The organism is Leclercia sp. UBA1284 (assembly GCF_002308415.1).
GTDB classification, from domain to species: Bacteria; Pseudomonadota; Gammaproteobacteria; order Enterobacterales; family Enterobacteriaceae; genus Enterobacter; species Enterobacter pneumoniae.
Genome location: NZ_DBUS01000006.1, coordinates 1,841,039 through 1,858,539 on the forward strand (window position 1 = coordinate 1,841,039; position 17,501 = coordinate 1,858,539).

16 protein-coding genes are annotated in these 17,501 nt (G+C 50.6%); 11 read left to right on the forward strand and 5 right to left on the reverse strand.

Annotated features, from left to right (window positions below; genetic code table 11):
- Positions 1-46: 46 nt before the first annotated feature.
- From tcyJ to fliA, 3 genes are all read right to left on the reverse strand, one after another.
- Positions 47-847 carry a cystine ABC transporter substrate-binding protein gene (gene tcyJ, locus B3511_RS12115; protein ID WP_286782528.1) on the reverse strand — a complete coding sequence of 267 codons (801 nt, stop codon included), beginning with the start codon at positions 845-847 and terminating at the stop codon, positions 47-49.
- An 87-nt stretch (positions 848-934) separates the two neighbouring features.
- Positions 935-1,486: a flagella biosynthesis regulatory protein FliZ gene (gene fliZ / locus B3511_RS12120; protein WP_046884871.1), complete on the reverse strand. Its 552-nt coding sequence runs from the start codon at positions 1,484-1,486 to the stop codon at positions 935-937.
- A gap of 55 nt (positions 1,487-1,541) precedes the next feature.
- A complete protein-coding gene (gene fliA / locus B3511_RS12125) occupies positions 1,542-2,261 on the reverse strand; it encodes an RNA polymerase sigma factor FliA (protein WP_040075043.1) in 720 nt (239 codons plus the stop codon).
- 456 nt (positions 2,262-2,717) lie between these two features.
- On the opposite strand from fliA, the gene B3511_RS12130 reads away from it, so the two are divergent.
- From B3511_RS12130 to B3511_RS12175, 10 genes are all read left to right on the forward strand, one after another.
- Positions 2,718-3,362: an acetyltransferase gene (locus B3511_RS12130; protein ID WP_286782530.1), complete on the forward strand. Its 645-nt coding sequence runs from the start codon at positions 2,718-2,720 to the stop codon at positions 3,360-3,362.
- A gap of 104 nt (positions 3,363-3,466) precedes the next feature.
- Positions 3,467-3,709 carry a hypothetical protein gene (locus tag B3511_RS12135; protein WP_046884869.1) on the forward strand — a complete coding sequence of 81 codons (243 nt, stop codon included), beginning with the start codon at positions 3,467-3,469 and terminating at the stop codon, positions 3,707-3,709.
- Between the two features lie 3 nt (positions 3,710-3,712).
- Positions 3,713-4,456 (forward strand): SDR family NAD(P)-dependent oxidoreductase, encoded by a 744-nt coding sequence (locus B3511_RS12140; protein WP_046884868.1) that lies wholly within the window; start codon positions 3,713-3,715, stop codon positions 4,454-4,456.
- A gap of 11 nt (positions 4,457-4,467) precedes the next feature.
- Positions 4,468-5,211 (forward strand): SDR family NAD(P)-dependent oxidoreductase, encoded by a 744-nt coding sequence (locus B3511_RS12145; protein ID WP_046884867.1) that lies wholly within the window; start codon positions 4,468-4,470, stop codon positions 5,209-5,211.
- A complete protein-coding gene (locus B3511_RS12150; protein ID WP_286782534.1) occupies positions 5,208-6,035 on the forward strand; it encodes a transketolase in 828 nt (275 codons plus the stop codon). The genes B3511_RS12145 and B3511_RS12150 overlap by 4 nt, the downstream gene beginning before the upstream one ends.
- Positions 6,028-6,990 carry a transketolase family protein gene (locus B3511_RS12155; RefSeq protein ID WP_233802785.1) on the forward strand — a complete coding sequence of 321 codons (963 nt, stop codon included), beginning with the start codon at positions 6,028-6,030 and terminating at the stop codon, positions 6,988-6,990. The genes B3511_RS12150 and B3511_RS12155 overlap by 8 nt, the downstream gene beginning before the upstream one ends.
- 3 nt (positions 6,991-6,993) lie before the next feature.
- Positions 6,994-8,373 (forward strand): AMP-binding protein, encoded by a 1,380-nt coding sequence (locus B3511_RS12160; RefSeq protein ID WP_286782536.1) that lies wholly within the window; start codon positions 6,994-6,996, stop codon positions 8,371-8,373.
- Positions 8,357-9,442, forward strand: a complete 1,086-nt coding sequence (locus B3511_RS12165) for an acyl-protein synthetase (protein ID WP_286782538.1) — start codon at positions 8,357-8,359, stop codon at positions 9,440-9,442. Before B3511_RS12160 ends, B3511_RS12165 begins: the two co-directional genes overlap by 17 nt.
- 13 nt (positions 9,443-9,455) lie before the next feature.
- Positions 9,456-10,673 carry an acyl-CoA reductase gene (locus B3511_RS12170; RefSeq protein ID WP_286782540.1) on the forward strand — a complete coding sequence of 406 codons (1,218 nt, stop codon included), beginning with the start codon at positions 9,456-9,458 and terminating at the stop codon, positions 10,671-10,673.
- A complete protein-coding gene (locus tag B3511_RS12175) occupies positions 10,657-11,784 on the forward strand; it encodes an FkbM family methyltransferase (protein ID WP_286782542.1) in 1,128 nt (375 codons plus the stop codon). The genes B3511_RS12170 and B3511_RS12175 overlap by 17 nt, the downstream gene beginning before the upstream one ends.
- Before the next feature lie 35 nt (positions 11,785-11,819).
- Here the strand turns inward: B3511_RS12175 and B3511_RS12180 are convergent, their stop codons facing one another.
- Entirely contained in the window at positions 11,820-12,959 is a 1,140-nt protein-coding gene (locus B3511_RS12180) for a DegT/DnrJ/EryC1/StrS family aminotransferase (RefSeq protein WP_286782543.1), read from the reverse strand.
- Positions 12,960-13,216: 257 nt separating this feature from the next.
- On the opposite strand from B3511_RS12180, the gene B3511_RS12185 reads away from it, so the two are divergent.
- Complete coding sequence (locus B3511_RS12185) at positions 13,217-14,041, forward strand: methyltransferase domain-containing protein (protein WP_233802775.1); 825 nt, start codon at positions 13,217-13,219, stop codon at positions 14,039-14,041.
- A gap of 84 nt (positions 14,042-14,125) precedes the next feature.
- On the opposite strand, the gene B3511_RS12190 is transcribed toward B3511_RS12185, so the two are convergent.
- Entirely contained in the window at positions 14,126-17,482 is a 3,357-nt protein-coding gene (locus B3511_RS12190) for a methyltransferase regulatory domain-containing protein (protein WP_286782546.1), read from the reverse strand.
- Positions 17,483-17,501: the final 19 nt, after the last annotated feature.

Genomic DNA, 17,501 nt, shown 5'->3' on the forward strand with positions numbered 1-17,501 from the left:
GGAAATAAAAAAGGCGCTGAATAAGCGCCTTTTTCTGAGCAAAAACTTATTGGGTGACGTCTGCGCCGAACCACTTCTCAGAGAGTTTCTTCAGCGTGCCATCTTTCTGCATATCGGCAATCGCGCCATCGATGGCTTTCACGAGGTCTTCATTGTCTTTACGCACGGCAACACCGGATTCCTGACGGGAGAACGCGTCACCGGCCACTGCCAGGGTGTCTTTGGTTTTCTTCACCAGATCCAGCGCAGCAAGACGGTCAACAAGGATGGCGTCGATACGGCCTACGCGCAGATCCTGGTATTTAGTCGGGTCATCATCATAAGTGCGGATATCCACGCCCTGTACGTTCTGGCGCAGCCACTCTTCATAGTTAGTGCCCAGACCAACCCCCACTTTCTTGCCTTTCAGGTCGGCGGCGGTTTTGATGCTGCCTTCATTCCCTTTCTTCACCAGCGCCTGAATACCTGAGACGGTATAAGGCGTCGAGAAGTCATACTTCTTCTTACGCTCGTCAGAGATGGTGACCTGGTTTATCACCACGTCGATACGTATAGAGTCCAGCGATGCCAGCATTCCGTCCCACTTGGTCGGCTTCAGCGAGGCTTTGACCCCGAGATGCTTCGCCAGCTCCTCGGCAAACTCCACTTCAAACCCGGTCAGTTTACCGTCGTCACCCTGGAAGCTAAACGGAGGATAAGTACCTTCCAGCCCAACCAACAGCGTACCGCGCTCTTTGACTTTATTTAACAGACCTTCGGCGGCGAAGGTTTTGACACTCATACCCGCAACCAGCGCCACGGCCATAACACCCATCAGCGCCTGACGACCCAGAAGTGCTAATTTCATAAGTACCCCGATATAGTGGAATTTTGACTGTAGTGTAGGGCGTTTGGCCCACAGGTCAAACACGACTGCGCTACATGTTATTCATTTTTAATATATATCAGAAGTTGTCTCGAGGAGGACTTTCTGCTTCTGCACCGCCGGCATTTGCGCCTTAAACTGTGCATATTTACGCAGCGCAATTCGGTAGTTGTTGGTGCTGGTGACGGGCAGCCACGGCTCCAGATTTTCATCCAGTAAACCGCTCTTCAGCAGATCGCGAGAAATCGCTTGTGTGGTCAGATGCTGGCCAAGACGACGCAGGCGCACGACATATTCGCGGACCGTGCCGTGGCTCATCTCGGTTTGCTCAAACAGGAACTGTTTGAAGCCGATGATATCAAAAAAGTCGCTCTGTTCTTTGCAGTGAAGATCGCCGCAGAAACGACATAACGCCACCCACTCTTTCTGCTCTTCTTGCCACGCGGCTTCGTCCATCAAGGTATCGAGGCGGGAAATCGCAATCTTGTTCACGATCTCACCGCGACGAACCAGCGTGATGCGGTCGAGCAATTTATGGCAATGGGCGCAATGCGTCTGGCTGTGTTTAAAGTCTTTCAGATAGCGGCTTAAAGGCCGTCTTTTAGATTGCTGCACCGTCATGATAACTCCTGGTTGTCAATACGTTGTGCGGCACTTTTCGGATGAAATGAATCACCTATAACTTACCCAGTTTGGTACGTAAGCGTTTAATGGCCTGACTGTGCAGCTGACTTACCCGTGACTCCCCGACTTCCAGTACCGCGCCAATCTCTTTGAGATTGAGCTCTTCCTGGTAATAGAGCGTCAACACCAATTGCTCACGTTCCGGTAAAGCTTCTATCGCTTCCATTACGCGCTGGCGTAAATTGCCTTCAAGTAATTGGTGTAACGGGTTTTCCTGCTGATGATCGTCAGTCACGAGCTCGATGCTATCGCCATGCTCTTCACGCCACTCGTCATAAGAGAAGAGTTGGCTATTATTGGTATCGAGCAACATCTGGCGATATTCGACAACAGCAATACCCAGACGCTCCGCCACTTCGGTTTCGGTTGCGTTACGTCCAAGCTCCTGTTCCAGCTGTCCCATCGCCTGCGCCACTTCGCGTGCGTTACGTCGGACGCTGCGCGGCACCCAGTCCCGGCTGCGCAGTTCGTCCAGCATCGCACCACGAATACGCTGTACTGCGTAAGTAGTAAATGCCGTTCCTTGCAGAGCGTCGTACCGGTCAACTGCATTCAATAACCCGATACCGCCCGCCTGTAGCAGATCGTCCAGTTCCACGCTCGCCGGCAACCGCACCTGTAGGCGCAATGCTTCGTGACGCACTAGTGGTACATAACGCTGCCACAGCGAGTGTTTATCCATTACACCTTCAGCGGTATAGAGTGAATTCACGATAAACAGCCCTGCGTTAATTGAGTTATCGGCATGATTATCCGATTCTGCAGGGCGTTCAATTGGATGAATAGTGGGTGAAATGAGGGGTTATTTAGAGTAATAAAGATATACCAAGATAGTAAGCCATTGTTGTATATAGCTATTCTAATTTTTCAGTAACAATTCTGGCAGCAATTTGTCGCTAAAGCTGAATTCCGCTTCCAATAAACCCGTCTGTTTTGTTACGCCTCGCTTTAATATATCTCTTACAAACCTAATGCCAGCACAGGATTTATTGAAGAAAAACCCGCCTTTTCCAATCCGCTAATTAACGAGAAAAAATGACGGCTATTCCTTCCCTGAAAGGTCTCGCGCCTGGTTTATATTAGGCCCAAAGTATTAATTCAGGCATCCTGGCTGTCAGAGAGCAAGGTTGCGGCGAGGCTCACTCAGCCTTAAGGCGTTGGGGATAAGATGAAACTGGCAATTTATGGCGCAGGTGGCCTCGGCAGAGAAGTGCTTGAACTGGCACAAGAGATAAACGCTACGGAATTGCGCTGGGATGCTTTGTGTTTTATCGAGGATAATCCCCGGGCCGATCAAATAAACGGCTGTCCCGTTGCCCCCCTGCACGCGCTGATACCCGACGAATATGAAATCGTCATCGCCGTAGGCGAACCCTCATTGCGTCATACTCTGGCACAACGGGTCATTGAGAGCGGGTTCAGGTTAGCCACGCTTGTTCATCCCGGTGCCCGCCTGAGCGCCTCCTGTACCCTCGGAGAGGGATGCGTAATCAGCTATGGTGCCTTCATCTCTTGCGACACCGTCATTAGCAATAATGTGCATCTTCAGCCTAATGCCAGCCTGGGACACGATTGCCATATAGGGCAGGACTCCATTATCTCTTCTTATGCCAATCTTGCGGGTAAATGCAGGATCGGCGAACGCGTCTTTATTGGTATGAACGCCGTTATCCGTGAAACCACATCCATTGGTGATGACACTATTGTCAGTATGGGAGCCGCCGTTTTTAACGACATCGCACCCGCAATGATTGTGATGGGTAATCCGGCGCGGGCGATTCGTCCGAATATGGATAATAAAGTATTTAAGTAGACCCTATTTTCTGGCGCCCAAAATAGCCTTCCCTTTTTGGCTATAACCCGGTCGCCAAACACATTTAGCTATTAAAAATTTCCTCGCCATCCTGGAGAAAAATGATGTCAAATTTGGAAACTTATAACCGTATCTTCACTGAAACCTTTGAAGTACCAGAAGATATTTTGGTTGGCTATAAATATCAGGATACCCCATCCTGGGATTCCGTCGGTCATATGACCATGATTGCATCACTTGAAGATGCCTTTGACATCATGATGGACACGGATGACATCATTGAATTCGCGTCATGGGAAAAGGGCAAAGAGATCCTGAAAAAATACGATGTAGAAATTCAGGGCTAAGTGATGATGCTTCACGCAAAAACGGCTGTGATCACAGGGTGTTTGCAGGGTATCGGTAAAGCTACGCTGGAAACCTTCGCCCGTTCGGGTGCGACAGTATTTGCTTGCTGCCAGGCCCCCGAGCCTGCCTTTACTGATTTCATCACAGAAATTAGCGAGAAATATCAGGCGGAAATCATTCCGATCTATTTCGACCTGCAGGATAACGAGGCAATAAAACAAGCCGCAATGACCATTCAGAAGACCAAAAAAAAGGTAGATATTTTGGTCAATGTGGCTGGTGCTAATTTTGATGCCAATTTCCAGATGGTCACGCTCGAACAGTTGCAAAAGACGTTTACTATCAACTTCTTCTCGCAAATCGCTTTTACGCAATATATTGCCCGTATCATGCTGCGCCAGAAAAAGGGCAGCATTATCAATATTTCCAGTATCTCTGCCCTTGACGGAAATCCGGGTCAATTGGCTTATGCCAGCGCAAAAGCCGCGTGGATTGCAGCCACCAAAACACTGTCTGCTGAGCTCGGCCCGCAGGGCGTGCGAGTTAACGCCATCGCGCCAGGCGTGATTAGTACAGCAATGACAGCCGCACTCTCAGAAGAAGTTATGGCACGGCAAATGGCGCGTTGCGAATTAAAACGCCCGGGTTTGCCTGAAGAAGTGGCGAACACGTTGCTGTGGTTGGCGTCCGATGCCTCCAGTTATACCACCGGGCAGGTTATCCGCATCGATGGCGGAATGGGTTGAGGGAAGCAGAAATGTTGATGCAGGGTAAAACCGTTTTAATTACTGGCTGCCGCCGCGGCATGGGTCTCGCTATGGTCGAGGTATTTGCCGCCAATGGCGCAAACATTTACGCCCATGCGCGGGAAGCTGATGATGCGTTTATTGAGAACATGGCGGCTATAGCAGACCGCCACCAGGTGGCGATCTGGCCTGTCTGTTTCGATATGACCGATTATGGCGCAATGAAACTGGCCATCAAAAACATCATGTCCGACAAGCGCCCGCTGGATGCGGTGATCAATAACGCCGGCATCACGTTGAATAGTCTGTTCCAGATGACCAGTGAAGCGCAGCTCCGTGAACAGTTTGAGGTGAACTTCTTCTCTGTTTATCTTTTCAACCAGTACATCGCCAGATTGATGGTTCGCAATCAGCGCGGCAGCATAGTAAATATTGCCTCGACGGCCGGCGAAGATGGTAATCCGGGTAAATCTGCCTACGGCGCATCAAAAGCCGCGCTCATTGCGATGACAAAATCCATCGCGGCGGAGCTGGGTGAAAAAGGGATCCGCGCCAACTGTATCGCGCCCGGCATTACGGATACGGATATGCTGCTGACGATGCCCGATCACGTGGTGGAAGAGGCCAAAAATAGCGCCGATCTGCGACGCGCAGGTACTCCGGCAGAAATTGCAGAGGCTGCCCTGTTCCTGGCAAGCGATCTCTCGTCCTACATTACCGGCCAAACGATCCGCGTAGATGGCGGTTTGAAATGATACATACGCACTCAGAGACAGAAAACGCCGCGCGTCGTATTAGAGAGCAAATTTTGCGCGTGGCTCATCATGCCCCAAGCGATGGTGTGCATATCTCGCCTGCCCTTTCGATGGTGGATATCCTCAGCGTTCTGTACGGCGAAGTCATGCGCTATGAAGCCAAAGACATCACCCGCTCAGATCGCGATGTTTTTATTCTGAGTAAAGGTCACGCCGCGTTGGGGCTTTACGCCACGCTGTGTGAGTTTGGCATCATGACCGAAGAGCAGCTCAACACCTTCGAGTTGAACGGTTCTGTCCTGCAAGTGCATCCTACCAAGCACCCCGAATACGGCATCGATTTTTCCGGCGGTAGTCTGGCTCAGGGACTCTCCTTTGCCACGGGGCTGGCGCTGGGCCGCCGTCTTAAAGGCGAACCCTGGCATACTTATGCCTTAGTGGGAGATGGCGAGTGCAATGAAGGCGCCATCTGGGAATGTGCTTTCATGGCCGCGCATCATCACGTGGATAACCTGACGCTGATTGTCGATCGTAATGGTTTACAGTCTGATGGTCACACTGAAGATGTCATGCGCATGGATCTCGAAGCCCTCTGGCGCGCCTGCCACTGGGAAACCCTTGTCTGTGACGGACACGATCTGGGGGAACTGGCTGACGCTTTTGCGCAGCCGCACAACGGCAAACCCAAGGTCATTATTGCCAATACCATCAAGGGTAAGGGCGTGTCCTTCATGGAGAATAATAAAGAGTTTCACCGCAACCGCATTTCTGCACAACAGCTCAGCGATGCGCTCGTTGAACTTAATGGGGCACACCATGCTTGAGTTTAAACCTGCCACCATCCGTTCATGGTCCATGCTTGGCTCACGCGGTACCTTTGGCATGGCGCTGCTGGAACTGGCACGCGAACACGAAAACATCGTGGCCCTTTCCGGCGATCTGTGTAAGTCCTCCGGTCTTGACCGCTTCACAACCACCTTCCCTGAGCGCTTCTTCAATGCCGGGATTGCCGAACAGAATATGGTCGGTGTGGCTGCGGGTCTTGCGGCCAGCGGCTTTGTCCCCTTTGTCACCTCGTTTCCCAATTTCCTGACCCTGCGTGCAGCCGAACAGGTGCGCTTAAACCTGGGCTATATGCAGGAAAACGTGAAGCTGGTCGGTCTGGCTTCAGGATTGGCAACAGGTATGTTTGGCGCCACCCATCACGGCATTGAAGAGCTGGCGATGCTACGTTCCGTTTCGAACATCACTATTTTCTCCCCGGCGGACTGTACGGCCACGGTGAAAATGACCCAGGCGGCTTTTGAGCATGCGGGGCCGGTTTATCTGAGGCTGACGGGCGGCATGCGTGCGCCCATCGTCTATAAAGAGGACTTCGAACTGGTGCCAGGCAAAGCCAATACGTTGCGTGAAGGTGGGGATATTGCCATTATCGCCACCGGCAGCATGGTCCATACTGCGCTCACCGCAGCCGGGCATCTGGCGGACCAGGGCGTGCAGGCCACGGTGATTGACATGCACACAATCAAACCTCTGGATGTGGCGACACTGCAACAACACCTGGATAAAAAACTGCTTGTAACGGTAGAAGAGCACAGCGTGACGGGTGGTCTGGGCAGTGCCGTTGCGGAGTATATTGCCGGGGAAGAGCGTCGACCGAAACTGATGATCGCCGGTATTCCTCAGGGCTATCCCCACGCTGGGGACTATGCCTGGATGCTTGAGCAAAGCGGGCTTACTGCAGCTCAGCTGACTGCCCGGATAGTGGGTGCATTATAAATTATGGCGTTCTGGCATACTGATAAGGTTTCACCTGACCATCTCGCTTTAGTCGACGATCGAGGAGAAACCCTTAGCTGGGGTGAGCTCACAGACCGTGTTCAGACGCTGGCTGATACCATCCCGCCTCGTACACTGGTCTTTATTTTCTGCAAAAATCAGTGTGACACCGTTATTGGTTATCTGGCTTGTCTTAAGCAAAATGCCGTGGCACTGATGCTTGACAGCGAGCTTAACGACGCCCTGGTTCAGTCGCTCATCGACACTTACCATCCCACGTTTTTATGGCGCGAAGAGCACGGTACTTTCCGCCTGCATGCTACCGGTCTTACGCCATTCCCGCTGCATGATGATCTCGCCCTTTTGATGACGACCTCAGGATCCACTGGCAGTCCCAAACTGGTGCGATTAAGTCAACGCAACCTGGAAAGTAATTCCACAAGCATTGCGAACTACCTTGCTATCGACGCTAAAGAGCGCGGGCTGGTCAGCTTGCCGCTGAATTACGTGTATGGGTTATCCATCGTCAATAGCCATCTGAAGGCAGGCGCCACGTTGCTTCTGACCAGCGCAAGCGTCATGCAGCGTGAGTTCTGGACATTTGTGCGTGATGAACGTGCCACCTCGCTTGCCGGGGTCCCCTACACCTGGGAGATGCTCAAAAAATTGCGTTTTATGCGCATGGATCTTCCTGATGTACGAACGCTAACCCAGGCGGGCGGAAAACTGGCCCCTGCGCTGGTGAAAGAGTTCACCGATTATGCCGACCAGCACGGAAAACGTTTTGTGGTGATGTATGGCGCAGCTGAAGCAACCTCGCGTATGGCCTGGCTTGCCCCAGAATTTGCGCAACGTAAAAGCGGCACCATTGGTACCCCCATCCCCGGCGGCGAATTTCTACTGCTTGACGAAAATGGCGACATTATCACCGCCCCCGATATTGACGGAGAGTTGGTCTATAAGGGGGAGAACGTGGCGCTGGGTTATGCAGAGCGTGGTTGCGATTTGGCATCAGGAGATACCTTTCAGGGTACTCTGCACACCGGCGATATTGCGCGCGTAGATACCGACGGGTTTTACACCATTGTGGGTCGTAAAAAGCGTTTCCTGAAGATTTTTGGCAACCGCGTCGGCATGGACGAGATGGAAACGCTACTGAAAACCGCATTCCCGGGCCTTCACTGCGCCTGCGATGGCCGCGATGATCTACTCTGTATTTTCATTACTGATGCCGCTCTTGAAAGCGCAGTAAAACAGTATGCAGCGGCGGCAAGCCAGCTCCATCACTCCGCGTTTCGCGTTATCACTCTGGATGAGATTCCCCAAAACGCCGCGGGTAAGACGATTTATCATGAGCTGAAAAATCATGTCCCTTCCGTTTGAAGCAATACTAACGCAGGCGCCCTACTCGCTCGCACGGGATGAGAAGCATGCGCTGCAACTGGCCAGGCTGCGCGCCCTTACCGCGCACCATTATGCCCAGTGCGAACCTTATCGTCGGATGCTGGATGCGCAATCCTTTGACCCCGCGACGCTTAACGATGTGGCCTCATTGCCGTTTCTTCCTGTTTCTCTGTTCAAGACACTGAAATTACAAAGCGTACCGGATAGCGACATTGTAAAAACCATGACCTCATCCGGCACGACCGGACAGCAGGTTTCGCGTATTTATCTGGATAAGGCAACCGCCTCCCACCAGCAAAAAACGCTGGTAAAAATTGTGAGTCAATTTACCGGCTCCGGGCGTTTGCCGATGCTGATTATCGACTCTCCTGAAGTGTTAAAAGACCGCCAGCAATTCTCTGCCCGTGGCGCCGGGATTTTAGGTTTCTCGTTATTTGGCAGCGATCGTGCCTGGGCGTTAGACGAGAACATGAAGCTGAATATGCCCGTTATTGAAGCCTTCTTAGAGAAGCATCAAGGGAAGCGGATTTTGCTGTTCGGTTTCACCTTTATGGTCTGGCAGCATTTCTATCAGGCATTAAAAGCCAGCGCTCAAAAGATTGACCTCAGTAATGCCCTGTTAATCCACGGCGGCGGCTGGAAAAAACTGCAAAGTGAAGCGGTGACCCCCGAGGTCTTTGCTGAAAGCCTGCATGCGCTTTGCGCCCTGCCGGCGGTACACGATTATTACGGCATGGTCGAACAAACCGGCTGTATTTACATGCAGTGCGAGCAGGGACATTTGCATACGTCGATTTTCTCAGACGTCATTATCCGTGACCCGCGCGATTTTTCCGTCCTGCCTCACGGCCAGTCAGGCATTATCCAGGTGATCTCCCTGTTACCCGAATCCTATCCCGGACACGCTTTGCTAACCGAAGATGAAGGCGTCATCCTGGGTGAAGATGACTGTAGCTGCGGACGAAAAGGCAAATATTTGCGTATCTCAGGGCGGTTGAAGAAAGCCGAATTACGAGGGTGTAGCGATACCTATGCAGCACAATCTTAGCGGTCTGAATTTTATGCTGGGAGATGAAACGCTCCTGCACAGCATGCCTGCGCAAAAAGCGTTACCCCTTTTTGCCCCGGAGGTTATCGCTTTTCTGGACACCTTTTCCCGCCTCACGTTAGCCGATAGCGAAGCGAAAAGCTGGCCGGACGTGGTCAGTCTGGGATTCTGGTGTCGTCCCTCATCTATTGCGCGTATGCAGTCTGAAAACCGTTCCGCTGCGCACCGTTGCGGCCGTGGCGTGGCGTTTCATATTGCTCCCGGCAACGTCGCGGTCAATTTTGCCTATTCGCTTATCACTGGGCTATTAACCGGTAACGCTAATATTGTCCGTCTACCCGGACGCGAGCACCCCCAGACGGCGATCGTCGTACGGTTAATCAAAAGTGCGCTCCAAAGCCACCCCATGATGCGGCCCAGAATTATTCTTGTCCGTTATGATCGACAGCGGCACATCAATGATGCGCTGTCGGCATTATGTGACACGCGCATCATCTGGGGTGGCGACAAGACCATAGCGGATTTGCGTCACTCTTCACTGCCGCCGCGGGCACTGGATATTGCTTTCGCCGACCGTTACTCCATCGCGGCGATTAACGCTGATGCGTATCTGGCGCATCCTGAAAAGGAACAGCTTGCGCGGGCATTTTACAATGACACGCTTTTAAACGATCAGAACGCGTGTACCTCTCCGTCTCTTATCGTCTGGCTGGGTGAGAATGTTCAGCAGGGACGCGCCCTGTTCTGGCAGAATTTTGAGGCGCTTGCCACCGCGCGTTATACGCCTGAGCCCATCTCTGCGGTAAATAAACTGACGCAGTTATATTTACTCAGTGCCCAGGTGGCTGGCGTGAGAAAAGTCTCGGGAGCACAAAATACTGTCGTGCGCGTTGAGCTCTCTGATCTTGAGGAAGGGACGCTCGACTGGCGCGGCAATGGGGGTTTTTTCATGGAGTATGTGGCGCGGTCGCTTGATGAAATCAATCCAGTTTGTCACTCACGATGCCAGACAATGGCCACCTTTGGCGTCTCGTCTGACGAGCTGAATAATTGGCTTGCTTCGGGGCTCAGAGGTGTGGACCGTATCGTTCCCCTTGGCCAGACGCTTGATTTTTCACTGCAGTGGGACGGCTATGATTTGGTCGCCATGTTAACGCGGGTTATTGCTCTTCCCCCCTCTTCCCCTTCCCTTGCGCCTAATGCTGGAGAAAATATTGAACGCCGTACTTGATATGCTCAGTGAAACCCGCAATCACTTCATCGATACGATGGCGCAGATGCAAACTAACGGTCACCCCATCGTGCTTTGTGGTGCAGGTTATGTCGCGCAAATCACCTGGGATTTTATGCAGCGTCAGGGAATGTCTGTCGATTATGTGGCGATAAGTGACGCGTGGCTAAAACCCGGGGATGAATTCAATGGCCACCGCATTGTGAGTGTAGAGTCTCTCACGGCTCAGGAATCGAAATATAACTACATTATCGCTATGCAGTTTATCGATGAGCCATTACGCGTCCAGCTTGAACGTACTGCCGGCGAAATCCTCTTTTATGATCCCACCTTTGTGGGCATTAATGCGGGTGAGCACTTTACGACGGCGTGGTGTGAAACGCATCAGGAGAGGCTTAATGCGTTTTATGCCAACCTGGCTGACGAAGCGTCAAAAACCACGTTAATTGCTTATCTGAACCAGCGAATTAGCGCGCGCGAAATCTATTACCACAGCGTCTATCATCCGGAACATTACTTCCCACGTGAGTTGATTCGCTTCGGTGCCGACGAGATCTTTGTGGATGGCGGAGCCTATAATGGCGACAGCATCGCCGCTTTTGTCAGCGCCCTTGAGCAGCAAAATGTTGCCCCTGCGGCGAAAATTTTCGCGTTTGAACCGGACAAAATGACCTTCGCACTCCTGGAGCAAAACACGGCGAATTTGCCCCAGTGCGTCTGCATCAATGCTGGAATATGGAATACCAATACTACGCTGCGTTTTAATGCCGGCCTTGCCCTCTCCTCCGCCATAACGGATGCGCCTGACGGCGATGAAATTGCGCTTAACAGTATTGATAACGTGGTTGCTGGCGAGAAAGTGACTTTTATTAAGATGGATATTGAAGGATCAGAACTTGAGGCATTAAAAGGTGCTCAGGCGACGATAGCGGAACATTACCCGATACTGGCAATTAGTCTTTACCATAAGCCAGCCGATCTCATCACCATTCCACAGTTTATTCATCAGATACAGCCTGGCTATCGTTTTTACCTGCGTGCTCACCATCCCAGACTGGCCTGTGAATTAGTGCTTTACGCCATTCCTGCGCACCGGCTCCCCACCCATTAATAAAAAAAGGCTTTGGTATCCAAAGCCTTTTTACATTAAGCAACCTGACGATTTAATGACGGGATCGTAGCGTAACGCCGTAGAGTCTCTATGACCCGCATTTGATCCTCGATTTTCAGGCCGGGATAGATAGGCAGACATAGTATCTGCTCGGCAAGTCGGCTGGCGACAGGCAATTTGTCTGATACCGCAGACGGCAGGTGATTATACATCGCAAACGAGCTAATGAGCGGGTAGAAATAACGGCGGCAATAGACATCCTCCGCTTTCAATGCTTCGTAGAGCGCATCCCGACTCAGTGGAAAACTGTCGTCAATAAGGATCGGATAATAAGAGTGATTCCATTCAAAACGGTCTTTTGGATCAAAGAAGGTTACGCCAGGAATATCTTTTAACGCCTCGCTGTACCGTTTTGAAATCGCTGCTCTTTCCTGTAAAGCACTATCAATATATTGCAACTGAAGCAGACCAAAGGCCGCTTCCATCTCATTCATTTTGGCGTTGATACCCGGCGCGACAACGCGCGTTTCACCGGCGAAGCCAAAGTTTTTAAGATAATCAATACGCTGTTTAGTACGGCTGTCGTGGCAAATTATCGCCCCGCCCTCAAAGGTATTAAACACTTTGGTTGCGTGGAAGCTTAATACCGACAGATCGCCATGGTTGAGGATACTGGTCTCGTTCTGGCGAACGCCAAAAGCATGGGCCGCATCGTAGATAACTTTTAACCCATAAATATCGGCAAGCTGCTGAATCTTATCTACATTGCAAGGAATGCCATAGCAATGAACGGGCATAATTGCTGTGGTTTGAGGCGTGATCAACTCTTCAATGCGCTCAGGATCGATATTAAAGGTGTGCGGGTCGATGTCGGCAAAGACAGGCGTTAAACCATTCCATAACAGGGTGTGTGATGTCGCGACAAAGGAGTACGGGGTGGTGATCACTTCTCCGGTGACCCGCAGCGCCTGAAGCGCGGTCAGCAATGCCAGCGTACCATTAGCAAAAAGGCACACGTATTTCACACCCAGATAGCGTGCCAGGGCTTCTTCCAGTTCCTGATGAAATTCACCGCCGTTAGTAAGAATTCGGTTCTGCCAGATTTTTTGAAGATAAGGCATGAACTCCTCTAAAGGAGGCAATAAAGGGCTGGTGACGAAAATTTTATCGCCCATGTGCAAACCTGCATGTAATGAAGACGTGATTCATCATAGCGAGCAAGACCGCCAGCTTATCGGTAAAATAACCGACATTTTACAGCCTATTTGAACTCACTTTATGCAGAGCCCCTGCCATCGTGAAAACAAGGGCTGAAAAAGGCATCTGTTTTGCGCCTGATCCTTTCAAAGATGTGCGACATTTATCAAGACGAGCTTTCAATCTCATTCATCACCTGCGCTGAATGGCAGCATATTCTATAACGTGGAGCATCATGACGAACTCATGCCTCATCTGTAACAGCGAAATGAAGTTCTATTTCGAAAAAGCCAAGTATCTTGCACCTTCAGCGGAAAAATTCACGCAAAACCTGATGCCGGTGCAATATTACCAGTGTCCTGAATGCGGGTTTTTCAGTTCGAAAACGCATCAGGAACTCTCCCTGGAGGAGTGGGAAAAATTCAACACGGATTTTCACCATTACAATGAGAATGGCGGGCGCGAAACGCTGGGCTTCAATCAGCCTCCCTATGCTGAACAGGCGCTGATGATTGAGTTGCTGGCGCGTAATAATATTATCGACGACAGCCGAATTCTTGATTATGCAGCAGGCTACGGTACGCTTAGCCATCTCATCCAGAAGTATTTCAATCGCAACACCTTTTGCTACGACAAATATGTCCAGAACCCGGACTTCACCTACATTGACGAACCCGAAGACAAAGGCTGGTCTTTAGTCATCAACTCCGCCATGTTTGAGCACGTGTTAACCCGTAACGATCTGGATAACGTTAACCGGTTGGTCTCAGATGCGGGCAGTTTATTTATTCATACCGTCGTTGTTGAGAAAGTCCCTGAAGATCCAAACTGGTTTTATATCGACGTCCCGGTACATACCTGCGTGCATACCAATAAAAGTATGAGCATTTTGATGGAACAGTGGGGATATCGCTCTTCGGTCTACAGTCCTAAAAGCAAATCGTGGGTTTTCCTGCGACAGCCTTACAAGGAAGTGAAGCCTGTTATCGAACGCATCAACCAGGAGCTGCAAACAACCTGGCTTTTCGGTAAAGATGGATTTCTCGATTACTGGAAATAATATTGCCGATCTAAAAGGCAGGTAGCCTGTTATTGCCACCTGCCCTTTCACTACCGACGCATTACTCTGTCATCAGTTTCATCATCATCCGTTTAATGTCTGACTGGTAATAATCAGCTCGTGGGGTTGTTCTCCACGACAATACATATGCCATGCTTCCCTGAGCGCTTTTTCTAAATTCGCCGCAATTTCATGACCAGACGCGTTCGCTACCGGGATTCTGGCACGCATTCCCTGGCGAATGACGGCAAGCTCAGCAATGTTGTCACCCCAGGCAACGGCTTTATCGATGTAGTCCTGTTCATCAACGGCAATAAACTGTTCAAGATGATATCCCCCCATAATATCCACACCCTGCAGACAAGGGATCGTTGGCCCGCTCAGAGTCAGGGTCGGGACGCCCATCCATGCGCCATGATGAGTCGTGGTCCCTCCGGTATACGGGAAAGTATCCAGTAAAATATCGATCTCATGGTGATAAGCAAGATACTCATCCAGCTCAGCTAAACCTCTGAAAATCAGTCTATCCTCGGTAATCCCCAGTTTCTGCATGCGCTTTGTCATTGCAGCAACCATATCCGCATCCGTCATGAATCCCATCAGCAGTTTTGATTCAGGATAGGCCAGCATGATTTTCGCCCATACGCCAAGCACATGGTCATTAAGCTTTTTAGCCCGGTTGAAGCTACCAAAGGTGATATACCCATTACGTCGCGCAGGAAGTTCATTTATCTCCGGGCTTTGAGGATGCGGCTCGAAGTGCTTACGCGTCTCGACAAACATGATCTTCTCAGTGAGCTGATCTCTGAGAACCTGTGACTGAGTCAGGGTCGTCGGCAATAAAATGTAGTCCATTTGACTGATGCCCGTCGTCCCGGGATAACCTATCCAGGTCAACTGGATCGGGGCTGGACGCAGCGCAAATGCGGGTAGACGGTTATAGGCCGTATGCCCGGATAAATCGAAGAGGATATCAATTTCATCGCCGGCGATGACATTGGCCAGTTCTATATCACTGAGGGCATCAACCTGACGCCATAACGTCGCGGTATCACGAAAGTGTCGATAAACGCTGTCTTCATTCATGAAAAGCGTACTGTAGGCCACCAGTTCGAATTTTTCACGATCCAGTGCGTTCCAGGTCGGCAGCAAAAAATTGGCTACGGGATGTTTACGTAAATCGCCGGAAACGAACCCTATTCTGAGCTTTCTGTCCGGTTCTTTCGTATTTTTTAAGACGGGTTTAAATTCGCACCCTTGCGCCCATTCATCAACCCGATGACCAAACTCGCGATGTTTTCGCAGCAACTCTTCAGGGGATACCGTAGCATCATGGCTCATGACAAAGAGTAAGTTACTAAAGTACCCGAAATTGTAATTACTCATCTCAACCGCTTTTTCCATAAAATAGCGAGCCTCTGCCATTTTATGATTATCGCTCAGGATGATACCGGTCAACCCAAGCGAGTTCGCGCCCGGATGCTGGAAGCGCATTATTTCACGGCAACATTTTTCAGCCAGGGTCATATCACCATAGGCGTGGTGAAGAGAAGCGAGACTAAGCCAGTAGTCTATATTTTTAGGGTTAAGCCGCGTCAATGTACGAATAATATTCCGCGCGCAGTAAAACTCCCGTTTTTTCTGTAAGACCGTCGCTAAATCGTAGTAAATATCGAGACTGGTAAAATAATACCCCATCAATTTGCACAGCGCCGCCAGCGCGTCATCCCATGAAGACGTCAACACGCATGCCCGGGAATAACAACGAAGAATATGAATATTATCAGGATCAATTTCTATTAATCCCTGCGCATACTCTCTGGCCTTTTGAGTTTGACCTTTTCTGATGAACTCATTCACGCGTTGATAGACAGAATCGACGTTGTAATCGGCTAGCGCAGGCTCATGGACATCATCCTGCAACAAGCCCCCTCGCTGATGATTAACGCTCAGCAGCAACAGGAAAGGTATTTGGGATTTTAATACATCCGTCATGCCTGCACGTAAGAAAAGCTGTAGCTGATTTTTCCAGGCCGCAGATGACCCTATCAACAGGCCTTTCATTTTTAACGTTGAATAATGTTCCCAGGCGGTCCGGCTCGCAACATTCATCTCAGCGTGTATAAAATTCCACTCTTCAGGGGTTAACGTCACGGATTCCCCCCAAAGATTAAGCACAGGGGTATTTTCAACCGGACATGCCGAAGGTAACGCTCCTACAAATCTCAGCTGTTCGTTCTGCGCACTATTATACGCTGACGGCGAAGCACTCCAGTAAAGCCCTTCGGGGGCGCTCATAAACAGCGACTTCAGCGACTCCCATACCGTCTCATGGATATCTTCTTTTGACTCGGGCGACTGGCAATTAAAGACCAGCTGCTCAAAACTTAATGACATCGGCCAGGCGCTACCCAGCAGCTCCATAATACGTATGATTATGCCGTTATCGCTGCGTATCACCTTTCCCTTGCTAGTTTTATAGAGATGGGAAGCTTTCGCCGCATCGACTTCTACCGGTAAGAAACATCCCGCCCAGTGCAGGTTTTTCAACTCACCCAGTTCAGGTTGATTCTGAGGCGTGGTTGCAGCCTGGTGGCAGAGCAGCGTAAAGCGCTCTCGCCGCTGTACAGCATAATCGAGATACTGCTGCGCCATCAGACGACTGGCATCGGCGCTGACGGCATTTAACATCTCTTCAATGGCAGGATTGTAAAAATGGCCCATCTCATACTGGGGCATGAGATCGCCGAGATACTGTAAGCCCACCTCGTGCGCCTGCGCATTGAATGCAGTCAGATTACAAGCCCCGTCTGTTGGAGTCAGATATCGCAACGCCAGCTCAGTATCGTCCATCTTTTCAGCGCTAAGTACTTCGTTTTTTAACGCTCCCTCTTCCAGCGTCACCAGCATAAAACTTAACATCGCGCGCGCTGTGGCAAGGAGATCGCTCCCCTCTTGCGCACGTTCCAAATGAAAACGCAACGCCTCACCCAAGGATAACTGGGTAACGCTCCCTGGCAGTACCGACCATTTTATAGCGATCACGCCTGTGGCGGATAAATGCGCTTTGCTCCACTGCAGCAATGCTTCACGCTCGGTTTTGCCAAGGAATGAAAAGGTCTGGTGAATGATAATGTAATCAAACTCACCAGGATCCGCGGCCAGAAGGTCGCCTAATCCAGCGGCAAAAACTTCAACGTTAGCGCATCCCTGGCTTGTAATATGTTGTTGGCCCTGAAGAATGGCCTGCTCATCGATATCAATGCCAATGGCGATACTTTGTGGATTAGCAACGGCTTGCGTAATAAGACGCAACGCCGAACCACAACCCAGTTCGAGAATACGTGCATTCGCAGGAGAGGTTGTCGCAAGATCGTTGATCTTTGCGGCGGCATGAATGGCCTCGGGAGTAATCCGATAGCCTGGATAATTTGTTGTCACATTCTCTTCCAGATCGTCG

Coding starts and splice junctions, on each gene's coding strand:
- tcyJ (WP_286782528.1), bottom strand. CDS start 847: ATGAAATTAGCACTTCTGGGTCGTCAGGCGCTGATGGGTGTTATGGCC.
- fliZ (WP_046884871.1), bottom strand. CDS start 1,486: ATGACGGTGCAGCAATCTAAAAGACGGCCTTTAAGCCGCTATCTGAAA.
- B3511_RS12130 (WP_286782530.1), top strand. CDS start 2,718: ATGAAACTGGCAATTTATGGCGCAGGTGGCCTCGGCAGAGAAGTGCTT.
- B3511_RS12135 (WP_046884869.1), top strand. CDS start 3,467: ATGTCAAATTTGGAAACTTATAACCGTATCTTCACTGAAACCTTTGAA.
- B3511_RS12140 (WP_046884868.1), top strand. CDS start 3,713: ATGATGCTTCACGCAAAAACGGCTGTGATCACAGGGTGTTTGCAGGGT.
- B3511_RS12145 (WP_046884867.1), top strand. CDS start 4,468: ATGTTGATGCAGGGTAAAACCGTTTTAATTACTGGCTGCCGCCGCGGC.
- B3511_RS12150 (WP_286782534.1), top strand. CDS start 5,208: ATGATACATACGCACTCAGAGACAGAAAACGCCGCGCGTCGTATTAGA.
- B3511_RS12155 (WP_233802785.1), top strand. CDS start 6,028: ATGCTTGAGTTTAAACCTGCCACCATCCGTTCATGGTCCATGCTTGGC.
- B3511_RS12160 (WP_286782536.1), top strand. CDS start 6,994: ATGGCGTTCTGGCATACTGATAAGGTTTCACCTGACCATCTCGCTTTA.
- B3511_RS12165 (WP_286782538.1), top strand. CDS start 8,357: ATGTCCCTTCCGTTTGAAGCAATACTAACGCAGGCGCCCTACTCGCTC.
- B3511_RS12170 (WP_286782540.1), top strand. CDS start 9,456: ATGCTGGGAGATGAAACGCTCCTGCACAGCATGCCTGCGCAAAAAGCG.
- B3511_RS12180 (WP_286782543.1), bottom strand. CDS start 12,959: ATGGGCGATAAAATTTTCGTCACCAGCCCTTTATTGCCTCCTTTAGAG.
- B3511_RS12185 (WP_233802775.1), top strand. CDS start 13,217: ATGACGAACTCATGCCTCATCTGTAACAGCGAAATGAAGTTCTATTTC.